The organism is Flavobacterium sp. Root420 (genome assembly GCF_001427905.1).
In the GTDB taxonomy this organism is placed as follows: domain Bacteria; phylum Bacteroidota; class Bacteroidia; order Flavobacteriales; family Flavobacteriaceae; genus Flavobacterium.
In genome coordinates, this window is record NZ_LMEF01000016.1 from 1 (window position 1) to 18,919 (window position 18,919).

Consider the following 18,919-nt stretch of genomic DNA (forward strand, 5'->3'; position numbering starts at 1 on the left):
AAAACCTGGTATCACAACCTTTTGGATTGGCCTGCAAAAATTCAATTCAGTCATGCAAGGCTGGATACTCTTTAGAGATGTGTCCAGACGGTAGCTTTTATAACGATTGTTTTAGTTAATTTATTAAAACGGGCATTTTAAAATATAATAACTTCATGCGGTGATTAAATTGTTTTTTCACCGCAATCTTTAAATAAGCCATTTGAATACACTCCTTTTTTAATTTTTTGAATCAAAAGCTTTTAATTATAGCTATTAAATTAATCTAAACTTTAAATTAGTTTTTTCAAGTGAAAACCAATCTATTTGTAAAACATCTTTAATAAGTGATTTCAGATCATCGAATGTATTGGGTTTTACAGCATAAAATGTTGCTCCGAGATTAAATGCTTTGTCTATAACTAAGGGATCACTGGAAGTGGAAAGTATGATCACGAATAATTCTTTCAAATTTCCACACTGATTTCTTATTTCTTCCAAACATTTAAGCCCATCCTGTTTGGGCATATTAATATCCATGAAAATAATATCGGGTAAAGGATTTGGCTGTTTATAAAGAATATCCATCAATTGTTGACCGTCCTGGGCTTGGGTTAAAATAGCTGTACTGTCTATTTCAAACAGTGCTTCTGCAAACATTACCCGATCATCATCGTCATCATCTGCCAGATAAATATTTTTTTTAGAGTGGGGATATTGTAAAGTCATATCTATTTTTTTTATTATTAGAATAATGCCAAATAAGATAAGGATTTAGAAAGCTACAAGTGTTTATACAAAATATACATCTGTTAATTAATGAGAAGATGAATTATGTTCGTATTAAGGATAATTCCTGGTTGTAATTTTTTAATTTAAGAAATAAAATACATAAAAAACGATGTTGTTGTAATAGCTTCAAATATGATCACATCACATTGGGACTAACTTCCTAAAAAAACAGAAATATTTGTTCAATTGAAACTCAATGAATGTGGTAATTTCAGAATGATGTATTGACTTTTACAATTAGCAAAAATTATAAAATATTAAATATAGGCGAAAGTGTCTTCTGTTTTAACCATTAAAGTTATAAAAAAAAACATTTAGTTTCAAAGTGCAATCTAATTAATGTGGTATCAATTCTGAACTGATACCACATCGCTCACAAATCAAAACCAACAGAAAATTGCCAAACCCTATTTTGTGCTTTTCCTTCGTCATATAAGTCCCCTAAGCCTAAGTGGTAGCGTGCGGATAAACTTATACCGGAATTTGTTTTAAATCCTCCACCAAAGTTTAATCCCCAATCAAAACTATTAGGATCATACTCTTGTGAACTGCTGAAAAGCCCATCATATTCTTCTTTATGTGATACTGCTAATCCAATTTGTGGTCCGGCTTCTAAAAAGAAATTTTTAGAAGGGTAGGCTTTAAGCATTATTGGCAAGTTTATATAATCTAACTTCTGGGTAAAAGTCCCGCTACTATTTGTTATTTTATATCCTTGTTGAGAATATAGTAATTCAGGTTGTATAGAAAAGCTTTCGCTAATAAATGATTCGCCATAAAGACCTATATGAAAAGCATGTCGTTGTCCGGTTTCTCCATCTCCGTCAAAACTTACCGCTGCCAAATTATAGCCTCCTTTTATCCCTGCGTTCGATTTGGGAATAGTGTTGTCCTGTGCATTTATTGTTGTTACTATACCAAAAAATAGCGCTATTATAGAAAATTTTATTTTCATGTGTTTGGTTTTATAATTGTTTGTTAATTAAATTTTTATTTTCCTCCATTGGCACGAAGGTCCGCAATGCATTGCGCATCTAATTGAGGTACAGTACCTGCTGAAAGCATATCCGAAATACCGGCATTGGATTCTGATGACCAATACATTAAGCAAGTTTTTTCAATGCAGTGTTTCGCATGTTCTGGATCTTCATGATTGCTTTGCAGGGGCGTTCCAAGGTTTGTGAGCCCTAATATATGTCCAAATTCATGGGTAATTATAGTAGTCTCTAATAAACTTCTGTTTGGTTCAAACGGACTGTCGCTTAGATTCTGAATAGTTTGTTCGAAAATAACAAAAGAAGTATTTCTGTACGCCGTTCCAAGAATAAGCGAAGTTTCAGTGTCCTTTGAAGATTTTCCGTCTGCAAAAAATGCCCAAACTGCTATTTGGTCAACATTGTTGTATTTTGTACGATTAGCATTTTCAATATTTACGATCTCCTGATCGGTGTAAGGCGAATTTCCTGGAGATGATATCGCATGTTTTACAACACTGATACCGTTTGGTTTGTATGTTCTTGCGGTAAGAAAGTTTACAAAATTATTGATTGCTGTACTGCTGGGTTCAAAACCGGTTACATACACCACTTCAATAACCATACTCTTAAACTTTTTATCCGATAGTAGCTCATTAGCTGAACTTCCGGTTTGTTGCCTGTTTGCACTAGCATTTAGCGCAACTGAATTATCTGTGGTATCATCCTTTGAACAAGACCCAACAGAGAGCAATATAATAATGGTTAATAGAGAAAATGTTTTTTTCATTATTGTTTTTATTAATAAGTATTTATCACGGACAGCTACATTGTATGAGCTGCCCGCAATAAACTACCAGTCAAAATCCAGTTATATTTGTTTCAATACGAGTGTTGCCCCGGCATCAGTTGTGCTTTGTAAGGTGATTGTTGTAGCGGTAAAACTGGTTACTTTCCAGGTATTATTCAGCAAAGCAAAGGAAGCATTGCCTGAAAAATTCAGTTGTAGCAGCACATTTAATTCCGATCTTACTGCATAGGTTCCATTAACAGTTGTATTTAATAAATCCGTAGCTTTTACAAGTAAATTGTTTGTAAAATCGATGGTAAAATCTTTATAGTTTATTGCTGAGTTTACGCCTGCCTTTACAAAAGACTCTATTTTAAATTTTCCATTAACTAAAATAGGCTCTATTTTTTTTACATTTTCAGCAGCCAGAGTTAATGCTTCTTGTGTTTTTACAGCTGCATTTATAGTGGTTTGCAATTCAGCATCACTGGAAAGTGTTATTTTGCTTCCATCTGCAATTGTCGCTGAAATTGGGTAGTTTACAGAATATAATTCTGTACTGCTTAAATTAGACATATAGGTGAATAATTGTTGTTCTGACGTAATAACAACGTTTCCTGTTTGCTTAAAACTTAAATCAAATGTCAAAATTGTAATAGGAAAGCTGATATTTACAGAAGAAACGGCGTTCTGGCCAGAAACTTCCGCTGCTGTACAAGCAGTAAGAATCGCATTATATTCTGTTTGATTAGTAACAGTAACCTCACTGTAATTACTTAATTTAACTTTTAATGGAAATTGTAATACAACAGTATCCTGATCATCGTTAAATTGTCCCAAAATAGAAATAACTTGTTGGTAATCTGCCTGGCTCAGGATAGAAACCTGAACTCCGTTAACTTTAGCGGTAACGGGTAACAAAATTGAAGAACATGACGCTCCATCCAGGAAATCATCAAAGGAACCATCGTACATAGAAGTACGTTTAAGGTTACTTGTTGTAGTTGAATTGGCTGAATTTGTATTTGGATTTTCTCCTTGTTCATTATCAATTTCACTTTGGCATGATGTAAAACCTAAAATAGCCATCAATGCAATAGCGGTAACAATTTTTAATTTTTTCATAATTTTAAAATTTTATATATTTTTATAGTAACCAGCGATGTTTTTAGCGCCTTTCTATTGGTAAGACAACCAGGATTATTTTTACCCTATAAAAAATTTAAAAAAAATATAATTTTTTACAAATAAAATCATAATGTGTTGATAGTTAATATTTTGTGATTTTGATAATTTTTCATAAAAAAGCAATTATAATCAACTCAGCTCTTTTGAAAAATTAATTTACATTTACAAACTACAAAAAAAAAGAATTAATACTCAATGAGCGACAAAAAAGGTACACTTTGCGAAGAAAATAACTTTAGGGATTTTTATTTAACACATGTACAGTTAGCAAATAATTTTGCTTATTATAAATGTGGTGATGACCAGGCTGCATTAGATCTGGTGCAGGATGCGTTTGCCAAAATTTGGGAAAATTGTTCTAAAATAGACTTTAGCAAAGTCAAAACGTATTTGTTTACCAGCATTAATAATTTATTTCTTAATACAGTAAAACATCAAAAAGTGGTATTAAGGTATGCTAAAGATGCGCCTAATCTGGATATCCATAATCAAAGCCCTCACTATTTGCTTGAAGAAGAAGAATTCAGACTTAAACTCACCAATGCAATTGCATCATTGAGTGAAGTACAAAGGGAAGTTTTTTTATTGAATCGAATAGAGGGAAAAAAATACAGGGAAATTGCGGAGTTGCTCGATATTTCTCAAAAAACAGTAGAAAAAAGAATGTCTGGTGCGCTGCAAATATTAAAATCACAGATAGAAAATATATAATTTAATGATTTAGCTATAGGGTAATTTAAAAGTTAATTGTCTTATAAACACAGAGTATAAAATGAAAAACGAAAAAGAAATATTAAAATGGTTCAATAATGAGCTTTCAGGTAAAGAAATCGAAGATTTAAAACAATCAGAAGATTTGCAAACACTTGAAAAGATTAATCATTATGCATCGCAATTCGAAACTCCAAAAGTAGATATCCATGCTGCTCTGGAAGCTTTCGAAGCCAGAAACCATTCTAAAAAGAAACCAAAAGTAAGAACTTTAAACTACAAAGTTTTTTACCGCGTAGCAGCTGTATTGGCTATTGTATTAACTTCTGTTTATTTCTTGTTTTTTAATAACATCACATCATTTGAAACTTCAATAGCACAAACCAGATCAGTTACGCTGCCAGATCATTCTCAGGCAATATTGAATTCCGCTTCAAAATTAAGTTTTAACGAAAAAAAATGGGCAGCTAAAAGAGATTTAACCTTAGAGGGAGAAGCTTTTTTCAGGGTAAAGAAAGGACAGACTTTTAGTGTAAACACAGCTGCGGGAGTAGTACAAGTTTTGGGAACGCAATTTAATGTAAAACAGCGTAAAAACTATTTTGAGGTTACCTGTTATCAGGGTTTGGTAAGCGTTACCTATAAGCATACAGCCGTTAAATTACCACCTGGAAAAACCTTTAGGGTTATAAATGGCACCATTGAAGCCGTTGAAGATTTTAATGCCAAAAAACCTTCCTGGCTTGAGCAGGAATCTAGTTTTGATAAAATACCTCTGGATCAGGTTATTGCAGAACTCGAGCGCCAGTATGATATAAAAATCAAAGCGGAAGGTGTGGACACCTCAAAACTATTTACAGGAAGTTTTACCCATACCAATAAACAAATAGCACTTCAAGCCGTTACTATCCCACTTAAACTAAGTTACAGGATCGAGGGGGAAACCATTATATTTTATAATTATGGTGTCAAATAAAGGACTGATTTATTTATTGATTTGTATTAGCAGTTTTTGTTTTGGACAAAATACAGCCAAAAAAATGCCTTTAACAGAGGTTATTGTTTCAATAGAAAAACAGTTTAATGTTAAGTTCTCCTATGCTGTTGAAGATGTGGCAACAGTAAACATCGAGATGCCCAATGCCTCATTTACTTTAGAACAGACAATCGAGTATCTAAACCTGAAAACCCTTTTAAATTTTAAGGCCTTAGACGATCGGTATGTTACCGTTTCAGTACTAAACAAAACAATAGCCATTTGCGGAACCGTTTTATCCGACGAGAGCAAATCTGGTCTGCCTGGCGCTACAGTGTTTGTGGATAATACAGACAGGCATTCCATAACAGATCAAAACGGTAAATTTAGTGTGCAGGATATTCCAATAAATGCCACAGTGACTGTTTCCTATATGGGGTTTGAATCCAGGCACTTTACCGCTAAGGAATTGTTTGCTGCACAAAACAATTGCAAGGAGATCATTCTTACTACTAAAAACGAGGAATTGAATCAGGTTTTAATCAATGTTTATTTAACTCCCGGTTTGCAAAAATATGTGGATGGAAGTACGGTTTTAAATACTAAAAAGTTTGGCATCCTTCCCGGATTAACAGAACCTGATATCCTGCAGTCCATTCAGGTGTTGCCGGGAGTTGAAAGTACCAATGAAAGTATTGCAAATATTAATGTGCGTGGCGGGACTAATGATCAGAATTTAGTGCTTTGGGACAATATTAAGATGTATCATTCAGGCCATTTTTTTGGTTTGATATCCGCTTATAACCCCAATCTTACCAGTAAAGTTATTGTGAGCAAAAACGGAACAAGTGCTGAATACAGTGATGGTGTTTCCAGTACTATCAATATGTATACAAAAGATTTGGTTTCCAATACCTTTTCAGGTGGTGCAGGTATCAATTGTATTAGCGCTGATTTTTTTTTAGAAATTCCCATAACTAAAAAATTAGAATTTCACATCTCAGGACGTCGTTCCATTACTGATTTGTTTAAATCACCGACCTACACCAAATATTTTGACCGTAGTTTTCAGGATACTGAAATTAATGCCGATAGCGACCAGTATGACACCTCTTCTGATTTCTACTTTTATGATTATACGGCTAAATTGCTTTTCGATTTGAACGAAAAACATCAGTTTAGGGCAAATATTATCGGGATTAATAATGCCCTGGATTATTCGGAACGGCTGACAAATGCAGATCAGACCCAATCTAAAATCAGCAATTTATCCCAAAAAAATATTGGTTATGGGGGGAATTGGAAAGCACAGTGGAATTCAAAACTAAGCACAAACTTAATAACCTACTTATCGCGATATAATATTGATGCTACTGATTACAGGGTAGAAACAAATCAGCGCTTAACTGAAGCCAATGAAGTGCTGGAAACAGGAACTAAACTCAATACCTATTACAAAAGTAACGATAATTTGAGCTTTTTGCTTGGTTATCAATTTAATGAAACAGGAATGTTGAACCAAACCGCTGTTACTAATCCATCTTATATTAACACTAAAAAAGATGTCCTATTGAATCATGCCCTATTCTTTGAGACCCAATATAATAAAAACAATACCTATTTGAGAGTTGGATTACGTGCTAACTATTTTCAAAAGTTTGATAAGTTATTAATAGAGCCCAGGTTAAATGTTCGACAAAAATTATCAGAGCAGTTTGCTTTAAAATTGGAGGGTGAATTTAAAAATCAGTCTACGACTCAAATTGTAGATTTTGAAGATGATTTTTTGGGTGTCGAAAAAAGACATTGGGTTTTAGTAACCAATAAAGATTTGCCTATTGCCACAAGTAAACAAGGCTCTTTTGGGGTTGAATTCAATAAAAACAAGTTAAATGTTGAGGCTACAGGATTTTATAAATTTGTTGATGGCATAACAGCTGCAAGTCAGGGTTTCTATAACAACTTTCAGTTTACTAATGCCAGTGGAAGTTATACGGCCAAAGGCTTTGAATTTTTAGCCAATAAAACAGCCCGCCACTATAGTGTCTGGATGAGTTATACCTTCAGTACAAATAACTATGAGTTTGAGACTCTTACTCCTTCTGTCTTTCCTAATAATGTCGATATTAGACATTCTGTATCGGTTGGTTTTTATTATGAGTTTATTAAAAATGTAAAAATAGCTCTCGGGGGTATTTGGAGAAACGGTCAGCCTTACACAAAACCAATTGATGGTAATCCAACGGTACAAAATGGAAATAAGACTCTGGTAAATTATGATTCTCCAAATAGTGAGAATCTGGATAATTTCATACGCTTAGATGCTTCTTTAAATTATAATTTCAATTTCGCACCATCCACAACAGCTTCGCTTACTGCCGGTGTCATTAATCTTACTAATCGCGAGAATGTTATTAATCGCTATTACAGAGTCAATCCAAAGGATTCCAATGATGCTATTCAGGTAGATAACAAATCACTTGCTTTAACACCAAATATTAGTTTTAGAGTGAATTTTTAATATTTAGATACTCTTTTGACAATATGTTATATATACTTGAAAAAGAGAAAATTAATTGTAATTATCTAAATAATGATCGTGTACAATCACAAATTAAAACTCAAAAAGGGAAGAATGGGGTTTTCTTGTCTTGCACACATTTGGTGGCATATAAGTATAGTGATGCAGACCATGTTTGCCAATCCCGGCTTATTAAATTCGTTATATCGGGGTATCCAGTCTGCATCTTCAGGTAGGATAAAAGGAAACAGGTTCGGTGGCAGAGATAAATCCAATTTGCCTTTTTCTATCATCGAATCACACTCATTCTATAAATATTCAACTCCTGAGCGACATGAAATGTATTCGTGCACTAATTTACTTATGGAGATAGTTGAGATCCTAAATTCTAAGATATATTTTTCCTAGCTTTTTTCAATATTGATAATAAAACGACTCTGATACTTCACAATTTCTGATTTGTGATATAAGAAACCTCAATGAGTCTTAGGTTTGAATCAAAACAGTATTTTCTTGGCGTTGCTGTCGCTATTTCGATCTCATTAATTTGCTTAGGAGCTATCTTTTCCAAAAACATAATCAATGCACGCAGGCTGTTGCCGTGTGCAACAATGAGAATATTTTTATCCTGTTTGAGTTGTACAATTATTTCCTTTTTATAAAAGGGGACAACTTTTTGAAAAGTATCCCTTAAGCTTTCACCAAACGGTGGTGTGCTAAGATAGCTTCGACGCCATAAAAGATATTGGCGGTTACCGTATTTTTCTTCGACTTCTGCTTTGTTAAGCCCTTGAAGTTCTCCATAACTGCGTTCATTTAGAGCAATGATTTTCTTTACGGGAATTTTTGCATTGAGTGCCTTCAATATAATTTCAAGAGTGCGTACTGCCCTGATCAGCGTAGAGGTATAGGCCATATCAATTCGATATTCTTTAAGCAACTCCCCAGCTTGTGCTGCCTCCTGACATCCATGGGGTGAGAGATCGATGTCCATGCTGCCGGTAAACTTATTTTCAAGATTCCACAAGGATTGACCATGACGCAAAAGAATAAGAATTGGCATATGAATAGTTTTTAATTGTATTTATAATATGCTCTGGCAATGCGTCGAAGCGGCAAAAGTTCATCAACTCGACATATTATTTTAATATATTTATTTTTAGAATTAAAATAAACATGAATAGTTTTGTCCTGCTATTTTCCAATACAAAAATTAGCAAAAATATTTCCTAGCAGTTCGTCATTGCTGACCTGACCAGTGATTAGTCCAAATTGATATAAAGCCTCTCGAATATCAAGAGCAATTAAGTCACTTGAAAGATTCGTTTCAAGACCAAATTTCACCTTCTGTATCTCGTCTAAAGCTTTTAATAACGAGTCGTAATGTCTTGTATTCGTTACAATTGTTTCATTATTTCTTAAAGCTCCGGTATTTACATAAGAAAGTAATTCATTCTTTAATTCTTCAACCCCGATATTTTCTTTGGCGGAAATTTTCAGAAGTTTCAAATTTAAAGTTTCAAGTTTTTGGTTGATGTTTTCGATTTCATTTTCACTTAATAAATCAACTTTATTTACAACAACTAAAATAGGTTTAAGCGGATATTTATTTTTTACTTTTTCAATTTCGATGATGTAATCAGAACCTGAAACCTGAAACCTGAAACCGTCAAACAAAAAGACGACAAGTTGTGCCTGATCAATTTTTTCGAAAGTCTTTTTGATTCCGATACTCTCTACTACATCTTTTGTTTCACGGATTCCGGCAGTATCAATAAATCTGAAACCAATTCCGCCAATTACGAGTTCATCTTCAATTGTATCTCTGGTTGTTCCGGCAATGTCAGAAACAATGGCACGTTCTTCGTTTAAAAGAGCATTTAGCAAAGTAGATTTACCTACGTTTGGTTCTCCAACAATCGCAACCGGAATTCCGTTTTTGATTACGTTTCCAACAGCAAATGAATCGATTAAACGTTTTAAGACAAATTCGATTCGGTTTAATAACTCATGAAACTGAGTTCTGTCTGCAAATTCTACATCTTCTTCCGCAAAATCCAATTCTAATTCGATTAAAGAAGCAAAATTCAAGAGTTCTTCACGCAGTTTGGCAATTTCGTTACTAAATCCGCCACGCATTTGCTGCATCGCAATTTGGTGTGAAGCTTCATTATCTGACGAAATCAAATCGGCAACAGCTTCTGCTTGTGACAAATCCAGTTTCCCGTTAAGGAAAGCTCTTAGTGTAAATTCTCCAGCATCAGCCATTCTGCAACCTTTTCTCAACAATAACTGAATAATTTGCTGTTGAATATAAGTAGATCCGTGGCATGAAATCTCAATCGTATCTTCACCCGTGTAAGAATTTGGTCCTTTGAAAACAGAAACCAATACTTCATCCAATGTTTTTGAATCATCTATAATATGACCCAAATGCAAAGTATGCGTTTTTTGCTTGGTTAAGTCTTTGTTTTTGATGGATTTAAAAACAGAATTTCCGATCGTAATGGCTTCGGAACCCGAAATACGAATGATAGCAATGGCTCCAGCTCCGGATGGAGTGGCTAATGCAACTATAGAATCTTGATTTATCATGCTGCAAAGGTATAAAAAAAGGGATAAAGTTTAGAAATTGAAATAGTTTACCAATGCTATTTTGAGTTTTAAAATATTGAAATTATTAAGAAATTATTAACTGTTAAATAACTGATAATTATCACGCTAGTTTGTTTTTATAATGATTAAATTTGAGTAACTAACCCTTAAAAGCAAAACAAAATGAAAAAGATATTATTTCCAACCGATTTTTCTGAAGCCGCTACAAACGCCTTTGTTCATGCTTTGGAATTTGCAAAAGTTGTCAACGCTGAACTTATTTTGTTGCATACTTTCGAGATTCCGGTTTATGACAGCCAGTTCTTTCCTGAAAATTACGCTTCTATTTACAGCTCAATAGAATTGGCGAAATTTGAAATGTTTAAAGATGAAATTCCAAAATTAAGAACAATAGCCATTGAGAGAAATTTAGAAGATATTGTAATCAAACATCGTTTAATGGATGGTGATTTGATTTATAACTTAAAAAATGCTGTTGAAGAAGACAAAATTGACTTTGTAATTATGGGAACAACCGGTGTTTCAGACTGGACCAAGTTTTTTACAGGATCTAATACAAATTCGGTAATTTCCGAAGTTAAAGTTCCTGTTTTATGTATTCCTGTAACAGCAAAATTCAACAAAATAAAGGTTATTGGTTTCACTACCCGTTATCGTGAAAAAGATAAAGTCGAGCTCAAAAAAGTTTTGGAGATCGCCAGAAAAACAAATGCAAAAGTCAAAAGTTTGTATGTTAGAACTTCAGATTCAGATGTTTCAGATACTACTTTTAAAGAATGGGAAAGAGAGTTTGCAAATGATAACGTAGAGTTTTTAGTTTTACCAAGTGATGAAGTTAAAGAAACCATTCTTGATTTTATTCTTTATAAAGACATTGATATCCTAACTACAATAACACATAAAAGATCCTTCTTTGAAAGTATCTTTGAATCTAGTTTTACAAAAAAAATCGCCAAAGAAGTTTCGGTTCCTGTTTTGGTCATGCATGAAAATCAATAAAATCGAACTATTATTAAATTATAATTTTGAAAGTGTAAAGCTTATATTTGTCTTTCATTAAATTTAAAAAATGGAAGCATATCAAAATAAAGTTGAGCATTATTCTGAACTTTTTAATAAAATCAATAAAAGATATAATAGCATAAGTTTGCTACGTTTATTAAGTGCTTTTCTCTGTTTGTTTATGTTGTTTTATTACATTAAAACCAATGAAATTCTTTACGTAGGACTTGCTTTTCTGTCTTTTGTTAGTTTTATTTTTTTGATGCGGGTGCATTCCAAATTGTCTTTTCAAAAACAATTAACCGCAGCACTTTTACAAATCAATAAAAATGAAATTGCTTTTCTGAAAAGAGAGAAGCTTCCTTTTGAAAACGGAATTGAGTTCAACGATTTTTATCATCCTTATGCTTACGATTTAGATATTTTTGGCGAACATTCCCTGTTCCAAAACTTGAATAGAACTGCAACTTATATCGGAAAAAAAACATTAGCTAACCAATTATTAATACAACTTCCGAATGAAGCAATTTTGGAAAACCAGGAAGCAATTAATGAATTAAAAACTAAAATCAAGTGGCGACAAGATTTTCTGGCATTGGCAACAATTAGTAATGATTCAAAACATTCTTATGAATCTATATTGTTTTGGAATTCATTTAAAAACAATAGCTTGCCTAAAGTATTAGTTTTACTTTCTTTTACAATGCCATTTTTGTTTTTTGGAGTTCTGGCGGCTTATTATATTACTTCGAAAACAATTTTGTTATCTTATCTAACTTATATTTTTATTGCTAATTTGATTATAGTAGGAAGGTCTTTGAAAAGAATTCAATCAGAAATTGCAAAAGCCGATAACGTTGATAAAATCATAAAACAATACAGTTTGTTAGTTCAAAAAATTGAATCGGAAACTTTTCAATCCAAAAAATTAATTGATTTACAGCAGCACCTTATTTTAAAAAATGCAACTGCCAGCGTGCATCTTAAACAATTATCTGACTTGTTTTCGAGAATGGATACAATTAGCAACTTAGTAGCAGCAACTTTATTTAACGGAACATTTTTATTTAATCTGCATGTTTTAAAAGCGCTTTTAAAATGGAAAAAAAATTATTCTGAAGAATTAGAAAAATGGGTTAATATAATTGGAGAATTTGAAGCTTTAAGTAGCCTGGCAAATTTGGCTTATAATAATCCTGATTTTGTTTTTCCTGAAATTAATTCAGAATATAAAATTGGTTTCTCAAACTTAGGTCATCCTTTGCTGAATCCGGCAACCAGAGTAGGGAATGATACCCATTTTTATCCGGAATCATTTGTGATTTTAACGGGTTCTAACATGTCCGGAAAAAGTACTTTTTTAAGAAGTTTGGGTGTGAATATGGTTTTAGGAGGAATTGGTTCAGTTGTTTGTGCTTCAAAAGCTAATATTCATCCACTTCCAGTTTTGGTTTCAATGCGATTATCTGATTCTCTAGCTGATAGTGAATCTTATTTCTTTGCTGAAATTAAGCGTTTAAAACAAATTATGGATGCTTTAGAAGAGAAACCTGCTTTTGTTTTACTAGATGAAATTTTAAGAGGAACAAACTCTGATGATAAGCGCAACGGAACAATTGAAGTAGTAAAAAAGATTATTACTAAAAATGCCATTGGAGCGATAGCAACTCATGATATTGAAGTTTGCCTTAAAACAAATGAATATCCGGACATCTTAACTAATCAATGTTTCGAAGTCGAAATTCAAAACAATGAACTCCATTTTGATTATAAACTTCGCAACGGAATCTGCAAAAATAAAAGTGCTACATTTTTGATGCAGAAAATGGGAGTGATATAGAGAATTTTAGATTTTAGAGTTCAGATTTTAAATTAGTCCAATGTGAGATTAACCTCAAAGGCAAAGGCTTTAAGCAGAGCTCGCAAAGCTTTGCGAACTTTATTTTATGTAAAATTGCTAATTAATATCTTTGCGGTAAAATCTCATAGTTCGCAAAGTGGCTAACAATCTAAAATCTGAACTTCCTTAATCGTATTCACAAAAGCCTCCACCGGCTGTGCACCGGAAACAGCATATTTTCGATCAAAAACAAAAAACGGAACCCCTTGTACGCCAATTTCCTGAGCTTCCTTAATATCGTCCTTCACATCTTTTAAATAAAGATTTTCATTTTGAACAACTTCTTTTACTTCATCAGAATCCAAACCAGCCTGAATTCCTAATTCAATTAAGGTTGAGGCGTCGTTTAAATCTTTTCCTTCAGTAAAATAAGCTTTGAAGAAAATTTCTTCCATTTCATCGCCTAATTTTTTAGCTTTAGCTAAATGTATAATACGATGTGCTGTCAATGAATTTGAAATAATAACTTTATCAAAATGATAATCCAAACCAACACTTTTCGCGCGTTCTGTGACACCATTATGCATTTCTATGGATTGTTCCACCGAAATACCTTTTCGTTCAGCTAAAAACGTATAAACATCTTTTCCTGATTGTGGCTCGATGGTCGGATCAAGCTGAAAGCTTTTCCACTCAATTTCAAAATCATTTCCTGGAAACGCTGCCAAAGCAGTTTCCAACTGTCTTTTTCCTATATAACAAAACGGACACATGATGTCCGACCAAATTTCTATTTTCATAGTACAAAGTTAAAAAAAAATGTTTCAGGTTTTATTTGTTGCTTCGCCAATTCCGCTTTCAGCCTCGGGTCAAGTTTCAGTTTCTCGATAGGCTTTGTCAAAGTTTTAATAGAAAGAATAAATAACATATCTGTTTTGTAAATGAAATAAAGTATTTTAGTATAAAAAATATCAGTAAAAATTAATTGCTGATTTAGAATAAAATATAATTCTGTTTATGAAGAAAACTACTTTTTATTTTTTGTTTATTTTATTTTCGGTTAGTTTGAATGCTCAGGTAAGAGCTTTTGCAGGGGGAACTTATTATCGTCATACTGATTTTCAGGAATCTGGTTATTTAGAAGTAACATCAGGAGTTGATGTTAAAGTTTATAAGTTTTTTAAACCTGAAGCTTCCGTAAGTTATTACTTCGGAAGATTGGAAGATTATAATAAAGTCGATCAGTCAGGAAATACAATAAGTATTTCACAAGTAACTACAAGTGCTTTAAATTTTGGTTTTACTCCTAAAATATGCTTATCATGGGGTGAGTTTAGTGCTGGAGATGCAATTGTACAAATCTTGCCTCGCTACAATATATCACGAATAGAAGCGCAGCAAAACTATATCCTAATCAATCAAAGTAATCCTGCTCAATCGAAAACTCAAAAAAATATTGTAACAGAATGGCAACATTCCTTTGGAATTGGTCTTGGTCTGGACATTATTCTTTCAGACAAAAAATATGATTCTTTGGCAATTAACTTATATTATACTGGCGTTAATATGGGTGAAGCTTTGACAGATGTAAAAAAGTCTAATACTAATTATGATAGTAGAACATTAGGTTTGGGAATGAATTATTATTTTGGTTTTAAAAAGAAAAAAGCATAAACCATTCAAGAAAAGTAGTAGAAATAAAAAACCGCAAATCTTTTAAAAAGAATTGCGGTTCCTAGGTATAAAAAATGGTTGGTTAATAGCGATATTTTTTTTTTACAATGATATGTCTTTAATTTGAAACTAAAAAAAATCCCTGTAACAAAAAGAAGTTTTGATGTTAACTATTTAACATTACAGGCATTACTAACATAGTAACAGTTTCTCCTTCTTCTAAACCATCAACTGGAGTAAGAATTCCAGCTCTGTTTGGTAATGACATTTCTAACATTATCATGTCTGATTGTAAGTTGGTTAACATTTCAGTTAAAAAACGAGAATTGAAACCAATTTGAAGATCATCTCCCTGATAATCACAAGTCAATCTTTCTTCTGCTTTATTTGAATAATCAATATCTTCTGCAGAAACATTTAATTCAGCTCCGGCAATTTTTAAACGAATTTGGTGTGTTGTTTTGTTTGAGAAAATGGCCACACGTTTAACAGAACTTAAAAATAAAGAACGGTCAATCATTAATTTATTTGGATTTTCTTTTGGAATTACCGCTTCGTAATTTGGGTATTTTCCATCAATCAAACGACACATTAAAATATAGTTATCAAATGAGAAAGTCGCATTTGAATCATTGTATTCAATTTTTACTTCTGCATCAGAACTTCCTAAAATACTTTTTAAGATATTCAAAGGTTTTTTCGGCATAATAAAATCAGCTACCTGAGATGCTTTTACATCTGTACGGGCATATTTTACTAATTTATGAGCATCAGTAGCAACAAATGTTAATCCTTCTGGTGAAAACTGGAAGAAAACTCCAGACATTACCGGACGTAAATCATCATTTCCGGCAGCGAAAATGGTTTTGCTTACAGCTGTTGCCAAAACATCGGCAGGAACTAAAGTCACAGATGGATCTTCAAGATTTACAGATTTTGGAAATTCTTCTCCCGCTGCGTATGCTAATGCATATTTTCCTGAGTTAGAACTAATTTCAACAGTATTGTTATCCTCAACTGTAAAAGTCAAAGGCTGCTCTGGAAAAGTTTTTAAAATTTCAAGTAAAAGTTTTGCAGGCACAGCTACACTTCCTTTACTTTTAGAATCGATTGATAATGTAGCCGACATGGTAGTTTCAAGATCTGAAGCCGAAACTGTCAACGCATCATTGTCTAGTTCAAATAAAAAGTTGTCTAAAATAGGCAACGTGTTGTTACTGTTAATTACACTACCTAAAACTTGTAATTGTTTTAATAAGTACGAACTCGATACTATAAATTTCATCTGTTTTGTTTTATTTTTTGCTCTTTTCTGTGTGTTTTCTTCAACTAAGAATAGGATTTACAAATATATCGTAAACAATCTTAGTTTCGCAATTTTTTTATTAACATCTATTTACTATATCTTCTTTTTCTAAGGTAGGTAAATGCCAATCCAAAAACCAATAAAATTAGAATTGGAAGTCCGATAGTTATGAATTGTGTTATCGTATAGTTTTCATAAACTTTATCTTTATCCAATAAAGGCAAATCAACATCTTTGCTTCTAATGTTAATAAGTCCGGTATCGTCTAAAAGATAATTGATGCAATTCATCATAAAATCTTTGTTGTCGTATAAATTTCCGGTACGCTGATCGTAACCTAATTCAACGGGCATCATGTTTTTATCCAATTGATTTCTTGCTAAATCTCCATCGGCAATTACAATCATTTTATTTGGTTTTCCTTTTGCCTGAAATGCATTTTCTTTGAAAGGTAAAACACGGTTTTCAAAAGCCGAATGAAAATCTCCTTCTAGTAAAACAGCCAAAGGGGAGTTTCCTTTATTTAGATATTCCTGCGGGGTAGTTTGCTCGGTTACAATATTCAAATTGATTTCTGTCGGAGTACCAATTTTCTTAGAATATTGAGACGATTGTAATAAAACCGTTTTCTTGATTCCGTTTTTCAAAGTGTCAATCGGACTCGCAAAATCAAATTTAATCTGCCCTAAATTTTTAACAATTGGGTGTTTGCCAGATGGGATTACAATTGGAGCGTATTTCCATTTAAATTCCTGATATTGGGTTGCGCTTCCTTGTTCGCCGGTAGCCAGTTTTATTGGACTTCCGTATTCGTCTTTTACTAAATCAGGATTAATTCTGAATCCGTATTTGAAGAACATATCATTCAGATTCAAATCTCTTGGATAAGCCAAAGTTGCTCCGGATTGATTGTATAAACTGTCCATATCAGCAGCAACCTGATCAATCAACCACAACGTTTTTCCGCCATTCATGATAAACTGATCTAAAACCTGTTTTTCTTCGTCAGAAAAAGTTTGAGTTGGTTTTGAGATAATTGCTAAATCGTATTTCTTTAAAGCATCTAAAGTTCCTGAAGGATTTTTAGCAACAGAATCTAAGGTGAAGGGCCCAATATAATAGCTTTCTTTGATTTGTCTCAGCATTTTAGCTACATGAACTTCGTTCATCTCACCATTTCCTTTTATAAAAGCAACCTTCTTTTGTTTGGCTTTGGTGATTTTATTGATAGCATCTGCTATAGAATATTCTAGATGCTGAATAGATCCAATTACTTTCTCTGTAGTTGAAGCGCCCATAATATTTTTCAACAATGGAATATTGACTTCTTTATTGTCATACACCGCAACTGCCCACGGAAAAACCATTGCCTGAGATTGTTTTCCTTTATCGTCAACAGTAATATTTATTGGTGTTAATCCTTTTTGGTAAAGCGATTTTACCATTTCCATACTTTCGTCTTCGTTTTCCATCGGATTTACAAATTCGAAAACAATATTGCTATTGTAAGCTTGAAATTCTTCTAATAATTGTTTGGTTTCAAGTTGTAAACGTTTAAAATCTGCCGGCAAATCGCCTTGCATATAAATCTTAATCGAAAGCGGATTCTTAACTTGTTTTACAATTTGCAGAGAAGTTTCGGATAAAGTATAACGTTTGTCTTTGGTTAAATCGAATCGGTGGAAAAATAAACTTCCCAAAACATTTAAAACTATTAAAACGAAAACGGTAATACCTAATATCTTGATATTTTGTTGAGTAGATGCTTTCATTACGCTTTAAAAGATTTTAATTGATAAACAGTAAAAGACAAAAACAATACAGTAATGCTCAAAAAATAAATAATATCACGTGTATCGATAACGCCCCGACTCATACTTTTAAAGTGATCCTGCATGCCAAATGCCGAAACAATATTAGAATCTCCAGGAATCAAAGAAGCCAGTCCCTGAAAACCAAAATAGAAGAAAAAACATAGAAAAACCGCAATGATAAAAGCGACTATTTGATTTTCTGAAAGGGTAGAAGTGAAGATCCCAATTGCAGAATAAGAAGCAATCAAAAATAACAATCCGAAGTAAGAACCAATGGTGCTTCCCATATCGATATTTCCTTCAGGCAAACCTAAATTCGAAATTACTTTTACATAAATAAATGTTGGTACAATCGCTAAAACGATCAGTAATAAAGAACCTAAAAATTTTCCGTTTACTATTTCCCAAATTGATAATGGTTTAGTCAAAAGTAATTCTAATGTGCCTTGCTTTTTTTCGTCAGAGAAACTTCTCATAGTAACTGCCGGAATCAGGAAAATCAAAATCCAAGGTGCTAATGTGAAAAACGGAGTCAAATCGGCATAGCCGGTATTTAGGATATTATAATCTCCTTCAAAAACCCATAAAAATAGTCCGTTGCTAATCAGGAAAATAGCAATGACCAAATACCCAATAGGAGATCCAAAAAAGGATTTTATTTCTCGTAAAATGATTGATTTCATGTACTTAATTTTGTTTCAAGTTTTTCTTGTTTCAGGTTTCAAGTTGACAAAGC

16 protein-coding genes are annotated in these 18,919 nt (G+C 32.8%); 6 read left to right on the forward strand and 10 right to left on the reverse strand.

The window, feature by feature from the left end; translation table 11 throughout:
- Nucleotides 1–255 precede the first annotated feature (255 nt).
- The 4 genes from ASC72_RS11155 to ASC72_RS11170 form a co-directional block, all read right to left on the reverse strand.
- Nucleotides 256–708, reverse strand: coding sequence for a response regulator (locus tag ASC72_RS11155; protein WP_056190776.1), 453 nt, complete (start codon nucleotides 706–708; stop codon nucleotides 256–258).
- Nucleotides 709–1,144: 436 nt separating this feature from the next.
- Nucleotides 1,145–1,726 (reverse strand): porin family protein, encoded by a 582-nt coding sequence (locus tag ASC72_RS11160; protein WP_056190777.1) that lies wholly within the window; start codon nucleotides 1,724–1,726, stop codon nucleotides 1,145–1,147.
- 35 nt (nucleotides 1,727–1,761) lie between these two features.
- Entirely contained in the window at nucleotides 1,762–2,535 is a 774-nt protein-coding gene (locus tag ASC72_RS11165; protein WP_056190778.1) for a hypothetical protein, read from the reverse strand.
- An 81-nt stretch (nucleotides 2,536–2,616) separates the two neighbouring features.
- Nucleotides 2,617–3,660, reverse strand: a complete 1,044-nt coding sequence (locus ASC72_RS11170; RefSeq protein ID WP_056190779.1) for a hypothetical protein — start codon at nucleotides 3,658–3,660, stop codon at nucleotides 2,617–2,619.
- A 258-nt stretch (nucleotides 3,661–3,918) separates the two neighbouring features.
- On the opposite strand from ASC72_RS11170, the gene ASC72_RS11175 reads away from it, so the two are divergent.
- The 3 genes from ASC72_RS11175 to ASC72_RS11185 all read left to right on the forward strand — a co-directional run bounded on the left by ASC72_RS11175 (nucleotide 3,919) and on the right by ASC72_RS11185 (nucleotide 7,931).
- Nucleotides 3,919–4,434, forward strand: a complete 516-nt coding sequence (locus ASC72_RS11175) for an RNA polymerase sigma factor (protein WP_056190780.1) — start codon at nucleotides 3,919–3,921, stop codon at nucleotides 4,432–4,434.
- A gap of 61 nt (nucleotides 4,435–4,495) precedes the next feature.
- Complete coding sequence (locus tag ASC72_RS11180) at nucleotides 4,496–5,410, forward strand: FecR family protein (RefSeq protein ID WP_056190781.1); 915 nt, start codon at nucleotides 4,496–4,498, stop codon at nucleotides 5,408–5,410.
- A 64-nt stretch (nucleotides 5,411–5,474) separates the two neighbouring features.
- Nucleotides 5,475–7,931, forward strand: a complete 2,457-nt coding sequence (locus tag ASC72_RS11185) for a carboxypeptidase-like regulatory domain-containing protein (RefSeq protein ID WP_371258453.1) — start codon at nucleotides 5,475–5,477, stop codon at nucleotides 7,929–7,931.
- A gap of 445 nt (nucleotides 7,932–8,376) precedes the next feature.
- Here ASC72_RS11185 and ASC72_RS11190 read toward each other — a convergent pair whose 3' ends face one another.
- The gene (locus ASC72_RS11190; RefSeq protein ID WP_056190783.1) at nucleotides 8,377–8,994 is read right to left on the reverse strand and encodes a 2,3-diphosphoglycerate-dependent phosphoglycerate mutase; all 618 of its coding nucleotides are present in this window, start codon (nucleotides 8,992–8,994) and stop codon (nucleotides 8,377–8,379) included.
- 131 nt (nucleotides 8,995–9,125) lie between these two features.
- Nucleotides 9,126–10,526: a tRNA uridine-5-carboxymethylaminomethyl(34) synthesis GTPase MnmE gene (mnmE, locus tag ASC72_RS11195; RefSeq protein WP_056190784.1), complete on the reverse strand. Its 1,401-nt coding sequence runs from the start codon at nucleotides 10,524–10,526 to the stop codon at nucleotides 9,126–9,128.
- 183 nt (nucleotides 10,527–10,709) lie between these two features.
- Here mnmE and ASC72_RS11200 point away from each other — a divergent pair, with 183 nt between their 5' ends.
- Complete coding sequence (locus ASC72_RS11200) at nucleotides 10,710–11,546, forward strand: universal stress protein (RefSeq protein WP_056190785.1); 837 nt, start codon at nucleotides 10,710–10,712, stop codon at nucleotides 11,544–11,546.
- Between the two features lie 70 nt (nucleotides 11,547–11,616).
- Nucleotides 11,617–13,389 (forward strand): DNA mismatch repair protein, encoded by a 1,773-nt coding sequence (locus tag ASC72_RS11205; RefSeq protein WP_056190786.1) that lies wholly within the window; start codon nucleotides 11,617–11,619, stop codon nucleotides 13,387–13,389.
- Between the two features lie 161 nt (nucleotides 13,390–13,550).
- On the opposite strand, the gene ASC72_RS11210 is transcribed toward ASC72_RS11205, so the two are convergent.
- A complete protein-coding gene (locus ASC72_RS11210) occupies nucleotides 13,551–14,189 on the reverse strand; it encodes a DsbA family oxidoreductase (RefSeq protein WP_056190787.1) in 639 nt (212 codons plus the stop codon).
- Nucleotides 14,190–14,406: 217 nt separating this feature from the next.
- Here ASC72_RS11210 and ASC72_RS11215 point away from each other — a divergent pair, with 217 nt between their 5' ends.
- Entirely contained in the window at nucleotides 14,407–15,063 is a 657-nt protein-coding gene (locus ASC72_RS11215) for a hypothetical protein (protein WP_056190788.1), read from the forward strand.
- 166 nt (nucleotides 15,064–15,229) lie between these two features.
- Here ASC72_RS11215 and dnaN read toward each other — a convergent pair whose 3' ends face one another.
- From dnaN to gldF, 3 genes are all read right to left on the reverse strand, one after another.
- Entirely contained in the window at nucleotides 15,230–16,348 is a 1,119-nt protein-coding gene (dnaN, locus tag ASC72_RS11220) for a DNA polymerase III subunit beta (RefSeq protein ID WP_026984000.1), read from the reverse strand.
- Nucleotides 16,349–16,455: 107 nt separating this feature from the next.
- Entirely contained in the window at nucleotides 16,456–18,141 is a 1,686-nt protein-coding gene (gene gldG / locus ASC72_RS11225; protein ID WP_056190789.1) for a gliding motility-associated ABC transporter substrate-binding protein GldG, read from the reverse strand.
- Entirely contained in the window at nucleotides 18,141–18,866 is a 726-nt protein-coding gene (gene gldF, locus ASC72_RS11230; protein ID WP_056190790.1) for a gliding motility-associated ABC transporter permease subunit GldF, read from the reverse strand. Before gldF ends, gldG begins: the two co-directional genes overlap by 1 nt.
- Nucleotides 18,867–18,919: the final 53 nt, after the last annotated feature.

Bases quoted from the DNA above. Each gene is read 5' to 3' on its own strand.
- ASC72_RS11160 (WP_056190777.1), bottom strand. From the start codon at position 1,726: ATGAAAATAAAATTTTCTATAATAGCGCTATTTTTTGGTATAGTAACA.
- ASC72_RS11155 (WP_056190776.1), bottom strand. From the start codon at position 708: ATGACTTTACAATATCCCCACTCTAAAAAAAATATTTATCTGGCAGAT.
- ASC72_RS11205 (WP_056190786.1), top strand. From the start codon at position 11,617: ATGGAAGCATATCAAAATAAAGTTGAGCATTATTCTGAACTTTTTAAT.
- ASC72_RS11180 (WP_056190781.1), top strand. From the start codon at position 4,496: ATGAAAAACGAAAAAGAAATATTAAAATGGTTCAATAATGAGCTTTCA.
- ASC72_RS11200 (WP_056190785.1), top strand. From the start codon at position 10,710: ATGAAAAAGATATTATTTCCAACCGATTTTTCTGAAGCCGCTACAAAC.
- ASC72_RS11165 (WP_056190778.1), bottom strand. From the start codon at position 2,535: ATGAAAAAAACATTTTCTCTATTAACCATTATTATATTGCTCTCTGTT.
- ASC72_RS11170 (WP_056190779.1), bottom strand. From the start codon at position 3,660: ATGAAAAAATTAAAAATTGTTACCGCTATTGCATTGATGGCTATTTTA.
- gldG (WP_056190789.1), bottom strand. From the start codon at position 18,141: ATGAAAGCATCTACTCAACAAAATATCAAGATATTAGGTATTACCGTT.
- mnmE (WP_056190784.1), bottom strand. From the start codon at position 10,526: ATGATAAATCAAGATTCTATAGTTGCATTAGCCACTCCATCCGGAGCT.
- ASC72_RS11190 (WP_056190783.1), bottom strand. From the start codon at position 8,994: ATGCCAATTCTTATTCTTTTGCGTCATGGTCAATCCTTGTGGAATCTT.
- ASC72_RS11175 (WP_056190780.1), top strand. From the start codon at position 3,919: ATGAGCGACAAAAAAGGTACACTTTGCGAAGAAAATAACTTTAGGGAT.
- ASC72_RS11210 (WP_056190787.1), bottom strand. From the start codon at position 14,189: ATGAAAATAGAAATTTGGTCGGACATCATGTGTCCGTTTTGTTATATA.
- ASC72_RS11185 (WP_371258453.1), top strand. From the start codon at position 5,475: ATGCCTTTAACAGAGGTTATTGTTTCAATAGAAAAACAGTTTAATGTT.
- ASC72_RS11215 (WP_056190788.1), top strand. From the start codon at position 14,407: ATGAAGAAAACTACTTTTTATTTTTTGTTTATTTTATTTTCGGTTAGT.
- gldF (WP_056190790.1), bottom strand. From the start codon at position 18,866: ATGAAATCAATCATTTTACGAGAAATAAAATCCTTTTTTGGATCTCCT.
- dnaN (WP_026984000.1), bottom strand. From the start codon at position 16,348: ATGAAATTTATAGTATCGAGTTCGTACTTATTAAAACAATTACAAGTT.